Origin of the sequence: Flavivirga eckloniae (assembly GCF_002886045.1) — a bacterium.
Classification (GTDB): domain Bacteria; phylum Bacteroidota; class Bacteroidia; order Flavobacteriales; family Flavobacteriaceae; genus Flavivirga; species Flavivirga eckloniae.
In genome coordinates, this window is sequence record NZ_CP025791.1 from 384,839 (window position 1) to 405,635 (window position 20,797).

The 20,797-nt window shown below is 34.5% G+C and carries 14 protein-coding genes; 9 read left to right on the forward strand and 5 right to left on the reverse strand.

From position 1 onward, the window contains the following. Nucleotides 1-253: 253 nt before the first annotated feature. A complete protein-coding gene (gene lon / locus C1H87_RS01610; RefSeq protein WP_102754146.1) occupies nucleotides 254-2,704 on the reverse strand; it encodes an endopeptidase La in 2,451 nt (816 codons plus the stop codon). A gap of 193 nt (nucleotides 2,705-2,897) precedes the next feature. Continuing rightward, entirely contained in the window at nucleotides 2,898-3,548 is a 651-nt protein-coding gene (locus tag C1H87_RS01615) for a rhomboid family intramembrane serine protease (protein WP_102754147.1), read from the reverse strand. Nucleotides 3,549-3,610: 62 nt separating this feature from the next. On the opposite strand from C1H87_RS01615, the gene C1H87_RS01620 reads away from it, so the two are divergent. Next, a complete protein-coding gene (locus C1H87_RS01620) occupies nucleotides 3,611-4,492 on the forward strand; it encodes a lysophospholipid acyltransferase family protein (RefSeq protein ID WP_102754148.1) in 882 nt (293 codons plus the stop codon). A 4-nt stretch (nucleotides 4,493-4,496) separates the two neighbouring features. On the opposite strand, the gene C1H87_RS01625 is transcribed toward C1H87_RS01620, so the two are convergent. Then, nucleotides 4,497-6,035 carry a sulfatase-like hydrolase/transferase gene (locus C1H87_RS01625; RefSeq protein ID WP_102754149.1) on the reverse strand — a complete coding sequence of 513 codons (1,539 nt, stop codon included), beginning with the start codon at nucleotides 6,033-6,035 and terminating at the stop codon, nucleotides 4,497-4,499. Between the two features lie 638 nt (nucleotides 6,036-6,673). Further along, nucleotides 6,674-8,062, reverse strand: a complete 1,389-nt coding sequence (gene glmM / locus C1H87_RS01630; protein WP_102754150.1) for a phosphoglucosamine mutase — start codon at nucleotides 8,060-8,062, stop codon at nucleotides 6,674-6,676. A 71-nt stretch (nucleotides 8,063-8,133) separates the two neighbouring features. Here glmM and C1H87_RS01635 point away from each other — a divergent pair, with 71 nt between their 5' ends. The 4 genes from C1H87_RS01635 (at nucleotide 8,134) to C1H87_RS01650 (ending at nucleotide 12,601) form a co-directional block, all read left to right on the forward strand. Beyond that, the gene (locus tag C1H87_RS01635; RefSeq protein ID WP_102754151.1) at nucleotides 8,134-8,727 is read left to right on the forward strand and encodes an acyl carrier protein phosphodiesterase; all 594 of its coding nucleotides are present in this window, start codon (nucleotides 8,134-8,136) and stop codon (nucleotides 8,725-8,727) included. A gap of 3 nt (nucleotides 8,728-8,730) precedes the next feature. After that, on the forward strand, nucleotides 8,731-10,419 hold the full coding sequence (gene ggt / locus C1H87_RS01640; protein ID WP_102754152.1) for a gamma-glutamyltransferase: 1,689 nt from the start codon (nucleotides 8,731-8,733) through the stop codon (nucleotides 10,417-10,419). A 73-nt stretch (nucleotides 10,420-10,492) separates the two neighbouring features. Beyond that, nucleotides 10,493-11,215 (forward strand): hypothetical protein, encoded by a 723-nt coding sequence (locus C1H87_RS01645; RefSeq protein WP_102754153.1) that lies wholly within the window; start codon nucleotides 10,493-10,495, stop codon nucleotides 11,213-11,215. A 975-nt stretch (nucleotides 11,216-12,190) separates the two neighbouring features. Then, on the forward strand, nucleotides 12,191-12,601 hold the full coding sequence (locus C1H87_RS01650) for a hypothetical protein (RefSeq protein WP_102754154.1): 411 nt from the start codon (nucleotides 12,191-12,193) through the stop codon (nucleotides 12,599-12,601). Between the two features lie 112 nt (nucleotides 12,602-12,713). Here the strand turns inward: C1H87_RS01650 and C1H87_RS01655 are convergent, their stop codons facing one another. Next, on the reverse strand, nucleotides 12,714-13,238 hold the full coding sequence (locus C1H87_RS01655; RefSeq protein ID WP_102758136.1) for a hypothetical protein: 525 nt from the start codon (nucleotides 13,236-13,238) through the stop codon (nucleotides 12,714-12,716). A gap of 390 nt (nucleotides 13,239-13,628) precedes the next feature. On the opposite strand from C1H87_RS01655, the gene C1H87_RS01660 reads away from it, so the two are divergent. The 4 genes from C1H87_RS01660 (at nucleotide 13,629) to C1H87_RS01675 (ending at nucleotide 20,741) form a co-directional block, all read left to right on the forward strand. Further along, nucleotides 13,629-13,982 carry a hypothetical protein gene (locus C1H87_RS01660; RefSeq protein ID WP_102754155.1) on the forward strand — a complete coding sequence of 118 codons (354 nt, stop codon included), beginning with the start codon at nucleotides 13,629-13,631 and terminating at the stop codon, nucleotides 13,980-13,982. 196 nt (nucleotides 13,983-14,178) lie between these two features. Next, entirely contained in the window at nucleotides 14,179-17,010 is a 2,832-nt protein-coding gene (uvrA, locus tag C1H87_RS01665) for an excinuclease ABC subunit UvrA (RefSeq protein ID WP_102754156.1), read from the forward strand. 84 nt (nucleotides 17,011-17,094) lie between these two features. Further along, nucleotides 17,095-17,784, forward strand: coding sequence for an LOG family protein (locus C1H87_RS01670; protein WP_102754157.1), 690 nt, complete (start codon nucleotides 17,095-17,097; stop codon nucleotides 17,782-17,784). Between the two features lie 221 nt (nucleotides 17,785-18,005). Then, on the forward strand, nucleotides 18,006-20,741 hold the full coding sequence (locus C1H87_RS01675) for a gluzincin family metallopeptidase (protein WP_233783294.1): 2,736 nt from the start codon (nucleotides 18,006-18,008) through the stop codon (nucleotides 20,739-20,741). The last annotated feature ends 56 nt before the right edge of the window (nucleotides 20,742-20,797 follow it).

Here is a 20,797-nt window from a genome sequence, read left to right on the forward strand (position 1 = left end):
CGCAAAGTAAGTAAATCTATCTTAAAACGAAGGGATGTGTCTTTTATTTTGTAGTAATTTTAGCTTGATTCTATATTTTTTAATTGAAAAGAAAAAAACGAACGTACATATATAACTTCAATGTTCGTTCGAGTCTTCTATTTTGCTCAAAACAAGCGCAGTCGAGAACTTTTTAACACATCTCGACTGGGCTCGATGAGGCAATTTTTGTTTTTAATACTTTTTTAAAGACAGGCTCACTTATCTTAAGCATTTAAAGCTTTTTCGCATTCTTAACTTTCTGATCAGTAAGAGCAATTTTAATAACATCACTCATGTCTGTTACATAGTGGAATGTTAAACCTGTTAAGTATTCTTCTTTTATTTCTTCTATATCTCGTCTATTCTCTTCACACAACAAGATTTCCTTAATGCGAGCACGTTTTGCTGCCAGAATCTTTTCTTTAATACCACCAACTGGAAGTACTTTACCTCTAAGGGTAATCTCTCCTGTCATAGCTAAGCTTTTCTTTACTTTCTTTTGTGTAAATAAAGATACTAACGATGTTAACATAGTAACTCCCGCGCTTGGACCATCTTTTGGTGTAGCGCCTTCCGGCACATGAATATGCACATTATAATTATCGAAAATGGCGGCATCTATTCCAAAATGATCTGCATTAGATTTTATATACTCCATAGCAATGGTAGCAGATTCTTTCATTACTTTACCTAGGTTTCCAGTAATAGAAAGCGTGCCTTTTCCTTTTGATAGAATAGACTCAATAAACAGAATATCACCACCAACACGCGTCCATGCTAATCCTGTTACAACACCAGCTACATTATTATTTTCGTATTTATCGCGCTCTAATTTAGGGCCGCCTAAAACTTCAATGATATCCTCATTACTAACTTTAACATTGTAATCTTCTTCCATTGCAATATTTTTGGCTGCATAACGTACCATTTTTGCAATTTGCTTTTCTAAACCACGAACACCAGATTCACGGGTATACCCTTCAACAATCTTCTCTAATTGTGCTTTACCAATTTTAATATGCTCGGTAGTTAAACCATGCTCTTTTAATTGTTTAGGCAATAAATGACGCTTTGCTATTTCTACCTTTTCTTCAATAGTATAACCAGTTACATTAATAATCTCCATACGATCGCGCAATGCAGGTTGAATGGTAGATAGGCTATTAGATGTTGCTATAAACATAACTTTAGAAAGGTCGTAGCCCATTTCCAAGAAATTATCATAAAACTCGCTATTTTGTTCAGGATCTAAAACTTCCAACATGGCAGATGATGGATCACCTTGATGCGAATTAGATAGTTTATCTATTTCATCTAAAACGAAAACAGGGTTAGACGTTCCTGCTTTCTTTAAGCTTTGTATAATACGCCCCGGCATAGCTCCTATATAGGTTTTACGATGTCCGCGTATCTCTGCCTCATCTCTTAAACCACCAAGCGAAATACGCACATACTCTCTCCCTAAAGCTTCTGCTATGGATTTACCTAGCGATGTTTTACCAACTCCCGGAGGACCGTACAGACATAAAATTGGTGATTTCATATCGTTACGCAGTTTTAATACTGCTAGGTATTCTATAATTCTACGCTTAACATCTTCTAATCCAAAATGATCCCTGTCCAGTATTTTTTTAGCGCGTTTAAGATCAAACTTATCGGTACTAAACTCGTTCCATGGTAAATCCAGAAACAATTCTAAATAATTTCGTTGAATCGAGTATTCTGCAACTTGCGGATTCATACGTTGCATTTTAGCTATTTCTTTGTCAAAATGCTTCGCCACGTCTTCATCCCACAACTTTTCACTAGCGCGTAGCTTCATTTCTTCAATCTCCTCGTCATGACTCACGCCGCCCAGTTCTTCCTGAATGGTTTTCATTTGTTGATGCAAGAAATATTCGCGTTGCTGCTGGCTCATATCCATTTGAACTTTAGACTGAATATCATTCTTAAGTTCTAATTTCTGGAATTCAACATTCATATACTTAAGCGTGGCCAAGGCTCTTTTCTTAAGATCATCCATTTCTAAAAGTGCCTGCTTTTCGGCTACCGAAAGGTTCATGTTGGAAGACACGAAGTTTATTAAAAATGAATTGCTTTCTATGTTCTTAATAGCGAATGATGCTTCACTGGGGATATTTGGACTCTCTTTAATAATCTCTAGCGCTAAGTCCTTAATAGAGTCTATTATTGCAGAGAACTCTTTATTGTTAACAGCGGGTTTTGCCTCTGCAAGATCACGAATAGTAGCATTCATATACGGATCTTCGGTAATAACCTCTGCTACTTTAAAACGTTTTTTTCCTTGAATAATAACAGTTACGTTTCCATCAGGCATTTTTAAAACACGTAGTATTCTTGCTACTGTTCCTGTTTCGTTTATATCTTTTGCCGTAGGATTTTCAACAGACTCATCTTTTTGAGATACTACACCAATAACTTTTCCGCCTTTATTGGCATCGTTTATTAGTTTAATAGATTTATCTCGTCCTGCTGTAATGGGAATTACAACGCCAGGAAACAATACCGTATTTCTTAATGATAAAATTGGTAGGGTTTCTGGAAGCTCCTCATTATTTATAGCTTCTTCATCCTCTGGGGTCATTAATGGAATCAACTCTGAGTTTTCGTCGAATTCCTGAAATGACAAACTGTCAAGGGTCATAAAATTAGATTTCTTCATATATGTATTTAGGTCAATCTGTCATTAAAACAAGATTGATCATTTATTTTTTAATTTCAAAAAACTTTTAAAATAATGTATATCAAACACTTAAGAAAAAGTAATCATATACACTACTACTATATAATTCAATAGCTGTGCCATATACTCATTTCAAAGTCTTAAAATTATGTTAGTACGAATTTTTAAGAATTTACATCTTCCCCATTCTTTTTAAAACAAATAACAGAACTATGGGTAAGGCTAGTAAACAAACCATTAAAAAGTTTGTTTTTAATAACGAAGGCGACAATAATAATGTAATTAAATACCCTCCAATAGCACCACCAAAATGAGCATCATGTCCTATATTACCAACTTTGTTTTTCATACCATAAATGGAGTATAGCAAATACCCTATTCCAAAAATATATGCCGGTATTGGAATTGGAACAAAGAACATATACAAACTCATGCCTGGCTTTAATAAAATAGCTGAATATAAAATCCCTGTTACAGCACCACTAGCTCCAACAGCACTATAGTGGTATTCGTTTTTATGAAACTGAAAAGACAGCAAACTTCCTAAAAACAAGCTTCCAACATAAACCAGTGCAAAATAAAACGGAGTTAAAAGGTTAATAACTACTGGTGCAAAAAAGTATAGGGTAAGCATATTAAATAATAAGTGCTGTGTATCTACATGTAAAAAACCAGAACTGAACATTCTAACCTTCTCCCCTCTTTGCACACCACCGACATGAAACTTATACTTATCGAAAAAACTATAATCACCAAACCCTTTATAGGATATAACGACGTTAGCTGCTATAATAATTATTGTAATTATGTCTATTTTACCCATGTAGTTTAAACGTTTAAAATCTATTTAATATATATTTGCCGCTACAAATCTAAAACTAATTAATGCAATTTCTAATTTATATTTTTGTTTATCCTTTTTTATGGTGTATATCCAAACTTCCTTTTAGGTTGTTGTACACGGTTTCAGATGGTCTTTACCTGCTGCTTTATCATGTAATAGGTTACAGAAAAAAAGTAGTAAACAACAATTTGAAGCTGGTTTTTCCTGATAAAACGGCTAAAGAAATAACAACTATTAGAAAAAAATTCTACAAGCATTTATGCGACATGTTTTTGGAAATGGCTAAAACCATGACCATCTCCAAAAAAGAAATGGAAAAGCGTTTTAAAATTACCAATCCCGAAGAGTTTAAACGGTTAGAGTCTTTAAATAAAAGTATCATTTTAATTTTTGGTCATTATGCCAGTTGGGAATGGTCTATCGTACTCCAAAATTATATTAATTTCAAAGGCTATGCGGTTTATAAAAAGCTTGCAAATAAGCATTTTGATAAGTTGGTTAGGGACATTCGATCGAAATTCAATACAACATTAATCAGCACTAAAGAAACTACAAGTACCATAAACCAAAATGTAGCTAATGGCACAAAAACGATCACAGGTTTTTTAAGCGACCAATCTCCCCGACTAAGTAAAGATGTGCATTGGAGTACTTTTATGGGTATTAAAGTGCCTTGTTTTACGGGAGCAGAACGTTTGGCTAAAAAGTTAGACTTTTCCACAGCTTATTTAAAAGTTACCAAAATAAAAAGAGGCTATTACGAGGCAGAAATTATTACACTAGCAGAAGATTCTAATGGATACAAGGATTATGAATTAACAGACATGTTCCTTAAAGAGCTGGAAAAACAAATTTACGAAGCTCCCGAGTACTATTTCTGGACCCACAAACGCTGGAAACACAGAAACAACACCCTCAGCTAACCTCCTATTTTGACACTTCTTCTTTAAAGTCTGGATTCATTAATACAATACCTTCAGATTGCGCTTTTAAATAATCTGCCTTTGATGGTCTTGGTCTTATACGATACTTGGTTGGTAAACCCGTATCTCTAAAAAAATCATCATGCAGCTTAACTGCGGGTAAATGATCTTTTGTTACGTTTCTAATCTCCTCCAATCTGGATCGCATATTAAGCAGCACATCTTTATATTGGTCTATACCTGCCAGATTATTTAATTCATAAGGATCTTTAATAACATCGTAAAGCTCTTCCTCTGGTCTGGGAATTTCAAAACAACGCATTTGTGCTTCGTTAAGGGTACCTTTGTTTTTTTCCTCCACCATACTTTTCCAGGTTAAATCCCTAATAATATCTGCTGAAGGGGTATTAGGCAATTCTGGATAATAGTTCTTAATGTATTTATACTGCTTAGTTCTTACCGCTCGTGTATAATCCTCGAAATCATGAAAATGGTCTTCGGCATAAATATCGTTTCTAATTTCAACAGAAGTATCCTTTAACATTGGCAAGAAGTTATAACCTTCAAACCCATCTAAGGGCTTCAAGCCAGCGATACTCATAAAAGTAGGTGCGATATCTACAGAGCTTACTAAATTATTATTTACACTGCCTGCTTTTATTTTTCCTGGCCATTTAGCGATCCATGGGGTTTTTATCCCGCCATCATACAAAGTTATTTTGTCTCTGGGAAATGCCCTGCCATTGTCTGAAATAAAAAGAACCATCGTATTTTCGGAAACTCCTTGCGTCTCTAGTTCTTTAATAACTTGCCCTATGTAGTTATCCATTCTCGATACTTCATCATAATAAAGCGCAAAATCCTTTTTAGTCGCTTCGGTATTTGGCATGTATGGAGGTATTTCTACATCTTCAAAAGTATGTTGATTTTCTATGGTGTTTTCATAATACGGTCTGTGCGCATCTGCAGCTGCCAACCAAGTAAAAAACGGCTTATCTTTTGGGCGTTGTTTCAATAGTTTTACCCATTCGTCACAACCACTTCCATCACCTACCAATCGCCTGTCTATTCCTATAGGCGCATCTTTCCATTGCATTTCTAAAAACACATCAAAATCATCTTTTACATGATCTCCCATGTTATGTTTTCCCGCTAAACCTGTCCAATACCCAGAATTTTTTAACTCTTGAACAAACGTTTTAATATAATCCGGTAACGGCCATGATAGCTGTTCTGCATCTGTATTATGCGGATAAAGCCCCGATATAATACTGGTTCTGCTAGGGCTACAAGAGCTGGCTGTTAAAAAAGCCTGATTGAACAGCATACCATCGTTTGCCAATGCATCTAAATTTGGGGTTTTAATCGTTTTATGACCATATGGCCCTATATCATTCCAACTAACATCGTCTGCTATAATAAGTACGATATTAGGTTGTAATGTTTCTGGTTTTTCTTTCTTATCCTGACAGGAAACTAACAAAACCAAACTCAAGAAAGTTATTGCACCACGTACGACACTTAGATTTTTAATACAAAACATTGTTTATCAAATTTATATAAACTAAAAATAGTGATTTTAGTAGCCATTTATCAGTAATTGACCATACGTTATATAAATTTGGATTCTTTATGCTTAATCGAGATCAAATAGAAAATAATACATGGTTGAAGGGCTCCTGTAAATAGAGCATATGATTATTAAGAGGTCAAAAAATAGCATTTTAGGATTAGTGACAAAAAATTGATAAGCGTATAAAATGAAGAATCTCTTCTTGTAACCTAAATCAAAAGATTATAGTTTTAAGAAGAGATTCTTCAGTCGCTCCTCCCTGCCTGTCAGCAGCTATGGGGTATACACAAATATTGCTAATAATTCAATGAAGCATAGTTGACACTAATTTCACGGATTATCACGAATGGTTTAATGGTCATTGGTTACGAATAAATTAAAGAGTACTTTTGGGTTAGAATCGAATTTGTATTAACTGGTTCCAGACCCAAGGTCTCATTCTTGATTAGGTAAACAGATCATTTTTAACACCTTGCGATTGGTGTAAATTAGTGTAATTCGTGTCCAGACTTGAGTCATAACTAAAAGAAATGTGTGTACATCGTAGCTGCAGAAAGACTTTTGAATGACAAAATAAATGATATTCAGTCTCGTATTATTTTAACACCTTAAACACTAGCTACAGCTCCTATTTCCTCAATAAACTTATCGGCTAAGGTATCTGCTTCTTGTTGTGATTTAGCTTCGGTATATATTCTAATAATAGGTTCTGTATTACTCTTACGAAGGTGCACCCAACTATCTGGAAAATCTATCTTAACACCATCAATAGTAGTAAGCTGTTCATTTTGATAACGGTTTTCAATTTCCCTTAAAATACCATCAACATCCAAACCTGGTGTTAATTCAATCTTCTTCTTACTCATAAAGTAATTAGGATACGTTTTTCTAAGCTCGCTTACACTCATATTCTTTTCGGCCAATAAACTTAAAAATAGAGCAACACCAACTAGCGCATCACGTCCATAATGAGATTCTGGATAAATAATACCACCATTACCTTCACCACCTATAACAACATGATTCTTTTTCATAAGCTTTACAACATTCACCTCTCCTACTGCACTGGCCTCATAAGTGCCACCGTGCTTTTCGGTTATATCTTTCAATGCTCTTGTAGAGCTCATATTACTAACGGTATTCCCTGGAGTTTTACTTAACACATAATCTGCACAGGCTACCAAAGTATATTCCTCGCCAAACATCTCACCATTTTCGTCCATGAAAGCCAAACGATCTACATCTGGATCTACCACAATACCAAAATCGGCACGCTCTTCGATCACTTTTTTCGATAAATCAGATAAATGCTCTTTTAACGGTTCGGGATTGTGCGGAAAATTTCCGTTAGGCTCGCAGAATAGTTTAACCACGTGTACGCCCAATCGTTCTAAAAGTAACGGAATAGCAATACCTCCTGTGGAATTTACACCATCAACCACCACTTTAAAACGAGATGCTTCAATAGGCTTAACCGTTACCAATGGTAAATCTAAAACCTCAATGATATGTAAATCTATGTAAGCTTTGTTCTTTGTTATTTTCCCTAGGCTATCTACATCTGCAAAATTCATTTGGTCACTTTCTGCAATGTCCAGAATTTTTGCTCCTTCAACAGCATCTAAAAACTCGCCTTTTTCGTTTAACAACTTTAAAGCGTTCCACTGTTTCGGGTTATGACTTGCAGTTAGTATTATACCACCATCGGCATGTTCCATAGGGACGGCAACTTCTACCGTAGGTGTAGTAGAAAGTCCTAAATCAATTACATGAATCCCCATACCAACTAGCGTATTCATAACTAAACTTTGAATCATCTTCCCAGAAATACGAGCATCTCTACCAACAACCACGCGGTAATTTTCTTTTTCCCTATTTTGTTTTAGCCATACGCCATAAGCAGCAGCAAATTTAACAGCATCTATAGGCGTTAAGTTTTCGCCTACCTGTCCGCCAATAGTCCCTCTAATTCCTGAAATTGATTTTATAAGTGTCATGTAGTTAGTTTCAAATTAAAAAAACAAATATACAATTGTAATTCGTAAATCGAAATTCGTAAATTACACAAATGAACTACCTTGCTCACATTTATCTATCAGGAGAAAATGACCTCGTTACTATTGGAAACTTTATTGCCGATGGTATTAAAGGTCAAGCCTATAAAAAGTATACAAAAGATCTACAAACCGGCATTTTATTACACCGTAACATAGACACGTTTACCGATGCCCATAAAACGGTAAGACAAAGCACCAAACGGTTACATAAAAAATATGGTCATTATTCCGGAATTATTGTCGATATCCTTTACGACCATTTTCTTGCCAAAAACTGGAGTAAATACAACGATTTACCTTTGGAAGCCTATGCTAAGGGCTTTTATGATTCTTTAGAAAATCATTACGATATACTTCCGCCCCGAATACAAAAAATGATGCCTTATATGATTGCCGATAATTGGCTTTTAAGCTATGCTTCCATTCAAGGGATTACCAAAGTCCTGGAGGGTATGAATAGAAGAACGCAATTTAAATCCGGAATGCATAAAGCCGTTATTGAGCTTAAAGAATTTTATTCGGAATTTGAAAATGAGTTTACTCTGTTTTTTAACGAACTAATAATCTTTTCCAAACAAAAACTTGAAGAATTAAACGAGATATAACTTATGAAACGACTACTCTACGTCTTTTTATTGTTAGCCCTTTGCTTTGCTTGTAAAAAAGCCGATAAGCCTAAAAAAACAGGTTTAATTACCAAAAATGCCATGGTTGTTTCTGCTCGTGTTGAAGCTTCAAAAATAGGCAGCGATATTCTTAAAAAAGGCGGTAATGCGTTTGATGCTATGGCTTCCATGCAATTGGCTTTAGCCGTTGCCTACCCTTATGCTGGAAATTTAGGTGGTGGTGGATTTATGGTTTATCGAAAATCTGATGGTGAAATCGGATCTTTAGACTTTAGAGAAAAGGCGCCTTTAGCGGCTACAAGAGATATGTATCTGGATGAGAATGGCGACGTACTACCCGAAAAAAGCACCTTAGGAGCCATGGCTGTTGGTGTACCTGGTTCTGTAGCTGGTATTTTTGCTGTTCATGAAAAATTTGGCAGCTTGCCGATGGAAGATATTATAAAACCATCTATTAATCTGGCATACAGAGGCGTTGTAGTTACACAAAAGCAGGAAACCAGAATAAAAAAGTACCAACCTCTTTTCTTAAAGGCTAATAAAGACTCCATTATATTTAGCAAATCATGGAAGTATGGCGATACCATCAAGTATCCTGCTTTTGCAAAAACCTTAGAGCGTCTTTTACAACATGGAAAAGATGAATTTTACAAAGGTGAGACTGCCAAACGTTTAGTAAAGTTTCTTAAGGAAAATGGTGGTATAATAACCGAAGAGGACTTAGCTAGATATACGGTTAAATGGCGTACTCCAACAACGTTTATGTACGACGATTTAAAAATTATTTCCATGCCGCCACCATCTAGCGGTGGTATTTGTTTGGCACAAATAATGAAAATGATCGAACCGTACGATTTGGATAAATTCGGACACAATTCTGTTAAAGCCATACAGGTTATAACTGAAGCAGAGCGTCGAGCCTATGCCGATAGAAGTTTTTATTTAGGAGACCCCGATTTTGTTAACATACCTAGCGATACATTAATAAGTACACTCTATTTAAATGATAGAATGCAAACATTTTCCTTTGAAAAAGCTACATCCTCTAAAGATGTATCACATGGTGATGTTCAGGTTATTGAAAGCGATGAAACCACCCACTACTCTATTATCGATCAATTCGGAAATGCTGTATCTGTAACCACAACCATAAATGGTGCCTACGGATCGAAATTATACTGCTCTGAACTCGGATTCTTTTTAAACAACGAAATGGACGATTTTAGTAGTAAGCCGGGGGTCCCCAATATGTTCGGGCTTATTGGTGGCGATGCCAATAGCATTCTTCCAGAAAAACGCATGTTAAGCGCAATGACGCCAACTATAGTCGAAAAAAACGGTAAATTATTCATGAGTGTTGGTACTCCTGGAGGATCGACTATTATTACCTCTGTTATGCAAACCATTCTTAATGTACATGAGTTTAACATGACCATGCAAGAAGCGGTAAATGCCCCTCGTTTTCATCACCAATGGTTACCAGATGAAATTAGAATGGAACCAAACCTGTTTGAACGCTCCTTAATTCTTCAACTGGAAAAACTAGGATATCCCATAAACGAAAAAGATTCGCCTGTAATAGGCAAGGTCGACGGAATACTTGTTTTAGATGATGAAATGTTAGAGGGTGGTGCAGATTATCGAGGGGATGATACGGCTGTCGGTTTTTGAAAATTTTACTTCTATAACACGATAGGATTTAATAATTTAGACCTTTATTATAAGTCACCGAATACAAGGTTTAATGACAAAGAAATCTAAAAAAATATTTAAAATTATATCTGGGACCGTTATATTTCTCACATTGCCCAGCTTTTTATTTTTTGGATTTTTATTCTTTAAATATAACGAAGATTTGCCTACAGGTGTGCAGGGCAAAGAAGCCGATGCTTTAGCATACAAAATGTTGGAAGCTTTGGATTATGATGCTTTTAAAAGTACCAATTATATTGAATGGTCATTTAAAAACAGACACCACTATAAATGGGACAAAGAAAATAACGTCTGTCAGGTTTACTGGAAGGATTTTAAAGTAAATTTAGATTTAAACGACGAAACCAATCATAAAGCTTTTGTACATAGTTTTAAAGTTGAGAGCGACATGGCAAAAGGACTTATAGAAAAAGCCGTAAAATACTTTAATAATGATTCCTTTTGGTTACTTGCTCCTTATAAGGTGTTCGACGAAGGTGCAGAGCGAAGAGTCGTAAAACTTAACAATGGTAATAAAGCGCTTTTGGTTACTTATACCTCAGGAGGGCTTACACCAGGAGATTCCTATTTGTGGCTTCTTGATAGTTTGGGCAAACCTACTTCATTTAAAATGTGGACATCGCTACTTCCAATTGATGGTGTTGAAGCTACATGGAATAATTGGACTACTACCGAAAGTGGTGCCCAACTGCCAACCTTTCATAATTTACTTGTTTTTGGGATTGAAATAAACCATGTTAAAGGAACATTATAATTTTTTAATGTTTTTTTCTTACTAGCAATATTTATTTAATTCACTAATCATTTTTCGTTAAAAAAACTGTAAGCCAAAAGTTTACACGCTTTAAACATACGGCTTGAATATTTAATTTAACCTGAGTTCGACATAAAAATGATTGTATTTTAACGTAATCTTGCTTAAGAATTCAAGGTGTTCCTCCCTTTTAAAAAGGGAGGTGGATCCCGATTTCATCGGGATTCGGAGGGTTATATTTGTTTGTTATTTTTAATAAAACTCCTCTTTCTTCCTATTTTTATCAAAATCGAAATTCATTTCTCGGCTTTAATTTTAAGAGGAGAGCACTGTAACGGTAAAAAAATAGTTCTGAAACAAGTCTGGGTCACACACCGACATAAATTCTCTTATCCAAAATTCATGTTATTTTATTAAAAATAAACAACTTACGGTTTATCTCAGGAGCGCAGTCGAAACCTATTTAAACTTTCAGGTTTTAATGACCTTTCGTTAAGCTTTGCTAGGTGTCTTCAATATAAAATACATTTTATATTTCGATAATGCTCAAGGAGACAAACACTTTATATTATTGGCTTTCACACCTAAAACAGGCTTGTTCTTATGTCGACTCAGGTAAATTTAATAACTATTAAACGCTATGTGTGCTCTTAAAATCACTTTGAGACAATTATTTCTCCTTTAAAGATAATTTTAATCCTATTACTTTGGTAAACAAATAATTATTATTAATAATTGAAGCCCCAAACGAACTTAGCAATGCTAATTCGGTGATTAAATCTATTGATTTTATTTATCTATAATTCTCCCTATTAACACCTAATTACTCTAATCTTAAATAAACAACTAATGAAAACTGGTATTAACATATCTGGAATAAATAGTAATTACACCAAATACCGTTAACGTTAACGGTATTTCATTTTTCCTAATATAATAATACAACAACAATTAAACCTTTAAATACTTTTATTTATGAAAACAAACATTAAATCTTTAAGTTTAAAAGCAGCTGTTTTATGTCTATTTTTTATCTGTTCTGGCTTCTTTATAGAGCAAACAGCTTTCAATGAAGCACCATCAGATAATAAATTAACCGACTCATGTACTGGGTATTTCATTTACTCTATATTCGATACAACTCATCAGGGAAGTAGCATGAATTTTCATATTTACGATGGAAATGGTCACTATGCAGATAACTCACAATACGATTGGACTCTAAGAGATATGGATGGAAATACTATAAAAGAATACTATAATCAAACCCCATATTTTAGTATGCCTTTTAATGTATCTCCTGGATCATATATCGTATCTGGAGCTTACCATGGTTCTGGTTCTTGCTACGGATCTGTATATAAAACCATTACTGTCACCCCTTAATCAATCATAAAAATAAAGTTTATAACTGCTTTATTCCTAAAAAGAAAAGCCCCTTTAACAGGTGGCTTTTGTTTATAACATGTTTGTTGTACTGTTAGCTACCAACAAAATATTACTTACTACGTTGTCCAACAAAATTATGACTCTTCGATTTAAACAACACATTAAAACTAGTTAAACTCCCATAAATTCTAGTAATATATTGTTGTAAATCTATTTTGCCCTGTTCACTTAAATCACTTGAATTAATACGCTGCTCCATAACACGTAATCGATCTCTCACCATGGTTATTTTATGAAAAAACGTATCTATTGGCAATTCATAAGGTTTTAAACTATCGTCGGCAGGCTCTAAAATCAATTTACCACCTTTATATTTATCGGCAATAGGCACAACTTCGCTAACATCGCTCCATTTCTTTAAAATTTCTACCAAACTACTTTCAACATCAAAAAAACTAACCGTATCTACATCGCCATCTGCCGCTTCAATAACATCAAATTCACTATCCAGATCGATAGTTTCTAATCCACTATCAATAAACGTTACCCAATAATGCTGCGTAGTTACATTAGTTACCACCCCTTTTCCATATTCCGGATGCTCTATTCTTGAGCCTATTCCTAATAATTTCATTTTAATATCTTCGATTTTATATTTAGTTAAACTTAACACTACTAAAAAACTGATTTTTAAATTCTATTCAATCAAAAAAAAAATCAGATTTATAGTTTCGTTTCCAAATATGCTAAATATTATCATAAAATTTTGTTAAAATCAGATTTAAATAGGTTTTGCGAATACCCCCATAAAAGAAATGGTTTCAAACTAAAAACTAAGCCTTATTTTACGTCCAACACTTTCCAACAGAACCCACTTATAATAAAACCCATTAGTTCTAGAAAACACCCCCTATTTTTTAAGAGGTAGGCATGAAATTTTTGCCTCTTTAACCATAACAAAAATCATTGCTCATGTAAAGGTAAACGCTTATATTTATTAGGAGTAACACAAAAACGCCTATTCATGAAAAAGCTCTTTTTAACACTATTTTTTTTAAGTTTTTGCTTTTTAATACAAGCTCAGGAAAAACCCGAAATTGGTGACGAGTTAGTAATAAATGCCCCTAATGGTTTAAAGTATAACCACATAGCTTTTCCCAAACTTAACTTTTTAGTAAAACGAGGAAAACTTGCTAATTACAAAAACGTTTATGGAAATAAAGTGATCGTTGATGAAGTTATAAGCGAAGACAACGGCAGTTCCTATGTCGTTCTTAAAAAGAAGAACGGTAAAAAGTTCTTTGGTATTCTTAGTGAGGTAAAAGCAAACTATAATAAATCCATAAAATCTGGAGAATTGTCGACAACAAACCCATAACCAGGTTTGTAATACATTATAAACCATAGAAATATAGAACGCTCCAAAAAAGCTTTGCAATTTGATTTATCATATTGAACTGTTTTTTTGGAGTGTTCTATTTTGTGCACAACTTCATTGAATAAATTAAAAAGTCTAACTAAATGTTCACGAAAAATTAACTTCTAAAATCGTAACTTCGCAGTTTTGCGATTTTATGAGCCATTTTGACGATTTTATTGAAGTAAAAGGTGCCCGAGCACATAATCTTAAAAATATAGACGTATCCATCCCTCGAGAAAAACTTGTTGTTATAACAGGACTATCAGGTAGTGGGAAATCATCCTTAGCATTCGATACTATTTATGCAGAAGGACAACGCCGATACATTGAAACATTTTCGGCCTATGCCAGGCAATTCCTTGGTGGTTTGGAAAGACCAGATGTCGATAAAATAGATGGACTCTCCCCTGTTATTGCCATCGAACAAAAAACAACAAGCAAATCTCCCCGCTCTACCGTAGGTACAATTACCGAGGTTTACGACTTTATGCGTTTATTATTTGCACGAGCCAGTGATGCCTATAGCTATAACACAGGAGACAAAATGGTGAGTTATAGCGACGAGCAAATTAAAGAACTCATTATTAAGAATTTTAACGGAAAACGTATAAATATACTTGCTCCTGTAATACGTTCCCGTAAAGGACATTACCGGGAACTATTCGAACAAATAGCAAAGCAAGGTTTTGTAAAAGTAAGAACAGACGGCGAAATTAAAGACCTTACCAAGGGCATGAAATTAGACCGTTACAAAACCCACGATATTGAAATTGTAATAGACAGGTTGGTTATTGACGAATCCGCAGATAACGACAAACGCCTTACAGAAACCATCAACACAGCCATGTATCATGGCGAAGATGTTCTTTTGGTTATAGATCAGGATACTAACGAAACCCGTTATTTTAGTAGAAATCTCATGTGTCCGTCTTCCGGAATTTCATATCCTAATCCAGAACCAAATAATTTTTCATTTAATTCACCAAAAGGTGCCTGCTCCAACTGTAACGGTATAGGGGAATTATATCAGGTAAACGAAAATAAAATTGTTCCAGACGATACGCTGTCAATAAAAGCAGGAGCATTAGCCCCTCATGGACCAGAAAAAAATAGTTGGATTTTTAAACAGTTTGAAACCATAGCGCAGCGGTTCAATTTTAAATTAACAGACGCCTATAAAGACATTCCCAAAGAAGCCAAACAAATGATTATGTATGGTGGCAATGAAAAGTTTTCTGTAAACAGTAAAACACTTGGTGTTACCCGCGATTACAAAATTGATTTCGAAGGTGTAGCTAATTTTATTGAAAATCAATACAGATCGGCCGAATCTACCTCTTTAAAACGATGGGCCAAGGACTACATGGACAAAATTGCATGTCCAGATTGTCATGGATCAAGACTAAAAAAAGAATCGCTTTATTTTAAGATCAATAATAAAAACATTGCAGAGCTTGCCAATACCGATATTGTAGAATTGTCCAAATGGTTTCAAGATTTACACGAACATTTATCGGAAAAACAGTTTAAAATTGCAGAAGAAATTTTAAAAGAAATTAAGGCCAGATTACAATTTTTGCTAGACGTCGGGTTAGATTACCTATCATTAAACAGAAGCTCTAAATCCTTATCGGGTGGCGAAGCACAGCGTATTCGCCTCGCAACCCAAATAGGCTCGCAATTGGTAGGCGTACTGTACATTCTAGACGAGCCCAGCATTGGTTTACATCAGCGCGACAACGAAAAACTAATAAACTCCCTAGTATCCCTTCGCGATATCGGTAACTCGGTTATCGTTGTAGAACATGACAAAGATATGATAGAACGTGCCGATTATGTTATAGATATCGGTCCAAAAGCCGGTAAACACGGTGGCGAAATAATCAGCATTGGAAATCCGGACGAGTTAAAAACACACAATACGCTTACTGCCGACTACTTAAATGGTAATAAGGAAATTGAAATACCCAAAAAACGCAGAAAAGGCAACGGTAAGTTTTTAGAACTTAAAGGCTGTACAGGAAACAACTTAAAAAATGTATCCGTAAAATTCCCATTAGGAAAAATGATAGGTGTTACGGGCGTTTCTGGTAGCGGAAAATCTACGTTAATCAACGAAACCCTATACCCTATCTTAAACGCACACTATTTTAATGGCGTTAAAAAACCCATGCCATATAAAAGCATTAAAGGTTTAGAACATATCGATAAGGTTATTGACATTAACCAATCACCTATTGGAAGAACCCCACGAAGCAATCCAGTAACCTATACCGGTACATTTAGCGAAATTAGAGCCCTATATGCCAAAACTCCCGAAGCCATGATTCGCGGCTACAAAGCTGGTCGTTTCAGTTTTAACGTAAAAGGCGGACGTTGTGAAACCTGTCAAGGTGGCGGTTTACGAGTTATAGAAATGAATTTCCTTCCAGATGTACATGTAGAATGCGAAACCTGCCAAGGCAAGCGTTTTAATAGAGAAACACTGGAAATCCGCTACAAGGGAAAGTCTATAAGTGATGTGTTAAATATGACCATTAACGAAGCGGTAAAATTCTTTGAGCACATTCCTAAAATTTATAACAAACTTAAAACCATACAAGATGTTGGTTTAGGCTACATTACCCTGGGGCAACAAAGTACCACCCTTTCCGGCGGAGAGGCACAACGTATAAAGCTAGCAACCGAATTAAGTAAGCGCGATACAGGAAATACCTTCTATATACTAGATGAGCCAACTACAGGTTTACATTTCGAAGATATTAGGGTATTAATGATCGTACTCAACAAGTTAGCCGATAAAGGCAACACTGTACTTATTATTGAACACAATTTAGACGTTATAAAAACCGTTGATCATATTATAGACATTGGATACGAAGGTGGACAAGGTGGTGGAAAAATTATTGTAGAAGGTACTCCAGAAGAAATTATTAAGCATAAAAAGAGCTATACCGCCAAATTCCTTAAAAAAGAATTAAATTAGAAAACCTGTATTCAGTTAGAAAAGAATTAAATTTGGAAAAATTGCACGCTATATAAAATTCAATAAACATATAAACTTTTATATATGAGAAAAGAACAACACCATAAAGGATGGAATGAAATAAAAACAAACGATTCTTGGGCTATTTTTAAAATAATGGGCGAGTTTGTTAATGGTTTTGAAAAAATGAGTAAAATAGGGCCCTGTGTTTCTATTTTCGGATCGGCAAGAACAAAACCAGAAGACAGATACTATAAGTTGGCAGAACAAGTAGCTAGAAAAATTGTAGAAGCAGGATATGGTGTTATTACAGGAGGTGGTCCCGGAATTATGGAAGCCGGTAATAAAGGGGCGCACTTAGGTGGCGGTACCTCGGTTGGTTTAAACATTGATTTACCTTTCGAACAACACGATAACCCATATATAGACCACGACAAAAGTTTAGATTTCGATTATTTCTTCGTACGCAAAGTAATGTTTGTTAAGTATTCACAGGGATTTGTAGTTATGCCCGGTGGTTTTGGTACTTTAGATGAATTGTTTGAAGCCATGACGCTTATACAAACACACAAAATAGGAAAGTTCCCAATCATATTGGTAGGAACCGATTTTTGGGAAGGCTTGATGGACTGGGTTAAAAAAACACTATTAAACTCGTTTTCGAATATAAGTGCCAAAGACTTAGACTTAATTCACTTAGTAGACACCGAAGACGAAGTCATAGCCATTCTGGACTCATTCTATAAAGAATCAGGTTTAAGCCCTAACTTCTAAATTATTACCCTTTTTTTACGACTAAGCACTTAAGGCTTCGTAAACATGGGAAAATCTTAAAATACCTTATTTTATTATATTGCAAAGCCTTAATGCGAATTATTAACCCTAAAATGTTTAATAGTAAATTGAAATTACGCCTTTTAAATTGCATCGTTTGCGCACTTGTATACCTTACAAGCTTTGGTCAAAATAAAATTGACTTAAAGGCGGTTTTTGATATGGAGAAAAAGCAAATAAAGATCTCTCAAACCATTCAATATCATAATACTACACAAGACGAATTACAAACCATTTACCTTAACGATTGGAACAATAGTTATTCAACAAAAAAAACAGCGCTGGCCGTACGACTAGCCGACGAATACAAAACCGTTTTTCATCTGGCAAAAAGTAGAGATAGAGGTTTTTCCACCATCACTTCCATTAAACAAAATGGAGATGACTTAACATACGAACAACTAAAGGATCAAATAGATGTCATAAAGGTTGTATTAAAAACACCTCTAAAACCTAACGACTCCTATAAAATAGATTTAGAATACATTGTACAAATTCCAAATTCCAAATTTACGAGCTATGGTGTTACAGCCTCTGGGGATTTTAACTTAAGATATTGGTATATAACACCCGCAGTTTATAATGGCGAATGGCAATATTACAGTAATAAAAACCTAGATGATTTATTCATCCCAAAATCGGATATCACTTTAGAAATCGAACATCCGAATAGTTATGTTTTAACTTCAGAATTAGATTTAATTAACAAAACACAATTACCTAACAAGCAAATAGTTAAATTAAAAGGAAAAGACAGAAATAGCAATAAGTTATTTTTAAGCAAAGGATCTAATTTCAATACCATACAAACCAACGATTTTTCTATCGTTACAAACATAAGCGACGAAGGTTTAGAGGTTATAGAGAAAGTTTTAATTACAGAAAGAGTTACAAATTATATTTTTAAACACTTCGGAAAATATCCGCACAAAAGGCTTTTATTATCAGAAATCGACAATGCAAAAGATCCGGTTTATGGAGTAAACTTTTTACCGAAATTTATAAAAACCTATCCCAATCACTTTCAATACGAACTCAAACTATTAAAAAACACACTACATAATTACCTAGAAAATACACTTTTGGTAAACCCAAGAAAAGAACAATGGTTGTTAGATGGTATGCAGATTTACTATTTAATGAAGTATGTTGAAGAATACTACCCAAACATGAAGTTTCTAGGAGCTTTAGCCGATATCTGGGGTATTAGGTCTTTTCATGCTTCAGACATGAAATTTAATGGCAAATATACCTTGGCTGCCATGTCTGCCGCGCGAACTAATAGAGACCAGCCGCTCACCATGCAAAAAGACTCTTTGCTAAAGTTTAATACCAATATTGCCAATAAGTACAAAGCCGGTATAGGGCTTAAGTATTTAGACGATTTCATAAATGCTCAAATATTAGAAAACACCTTAACCACGTTTTTATCAGATAAAAAACTAAAACAAACATCCACTAAAGAGTTTGAATCCTATCTAAAATCTAAAACCGAAAAGAACATAGATTGGTTTTTTGAAGACTACCTGGCCACCAGAAAAAAAATAGATTTTAAAATAAAGGAAGTCACTAAAACAGAAGACTCCATAACACTAACCATAAAGAATTTGCAAAATAATAAAATGCCTATTTCTTTATACACGTTAAACAATGATAGTATCATTTCTAAAACATGGATAGAAAACATTTTAAAAAGTAAAACCCTTACCATACCAAGAAATAATGCTAATAAACTCGTATTAAATTACGAAAGATACGTTCCGGAAGTCAACATACGAAACAACTGGAAATCGCTAAAAGGCTTCTTTTTTAACAACAAACCTTTACAGTTTAGACTTTTTAAGGATATTGAAGATCCGCACTTCAATCAAGTATTCCTTATGCCTCTTGTAGAGTTTAACAACATTTACGATGGCTTCACTTTAGGCGTGCGTGCCTACAATAAAACCGTATTAAGAAAGCTTTTCAATTATAAAATAGAACCATCCTATGCCTTTAAATCCAGATCACTAACAGGATCGGCATCATTATCTAAAACACATTATTTTGACAACGACCTATTTGCAATTAACTACGGTATTGTTGGAAGTTATACATCCTATGCCGAAGATTTGTTCGTTAGACAAATAAAACCCTCTATAACATTCTACTTTAGAAAAAATAATGATTTACGCTCCAATCAAAGAAAACGATTAAAGTTAAGATATTTAGATATTAAAAGAGATGAAGACGTACGTAACATCTCCTCTAGCTTTAGACCAAACTATAAGCTTTTCAACATTCGTTATCTTAACTCAAACGACAATTTAATTAACTTTAATAAATGGTACGTCGACTTTCAAGTAGAAGAAAAATTCAGTAAAATAGCCTTTAATTACGAGTACAGGCGCCTATTTGAAAGTAACAGACAATTAAATTTACGCTTCTTCGCCGGAGCTTTCTTAAAAAATAAAACAGATGCAGGCTCAGATTATTTCAGTTTTGCTTTAGACCGTCCAAATGACTATCTATTCGACTATCCCTATTTAGGACGTTCTGAAGACTCAGGTATTTTTAGTCAACAATATATTGATGCCGAAGGCGGATTTAAATCCAAACTGGAAACTCCTTTTGCAAACCAATGGATCACAACCCTTAACCTAAATACCACGCTTTGGAAATATATACTAGCATACGGCGATATAGGCGTACTAAAAAGCAAACTAGACAAACCGCATTTTGTATACGATTCTGGTATACGAGTTAATCTGGTTACAGATTACTTTGAGATCTATTTCCCTGTGTATTCGAACCTTGGCTGGGAGATAGCACAAAGAAGTTATGACGAAAAAATCAGATTTAAGTTTACCGTAGATCCACAAATACTTTTTGGCCTATTTAGAAGAAGATGGTATTGATTTTTTGAAAAAAAACCATTTTAAAGCCGTTTTTATTAAATAATCATCATTTTAAA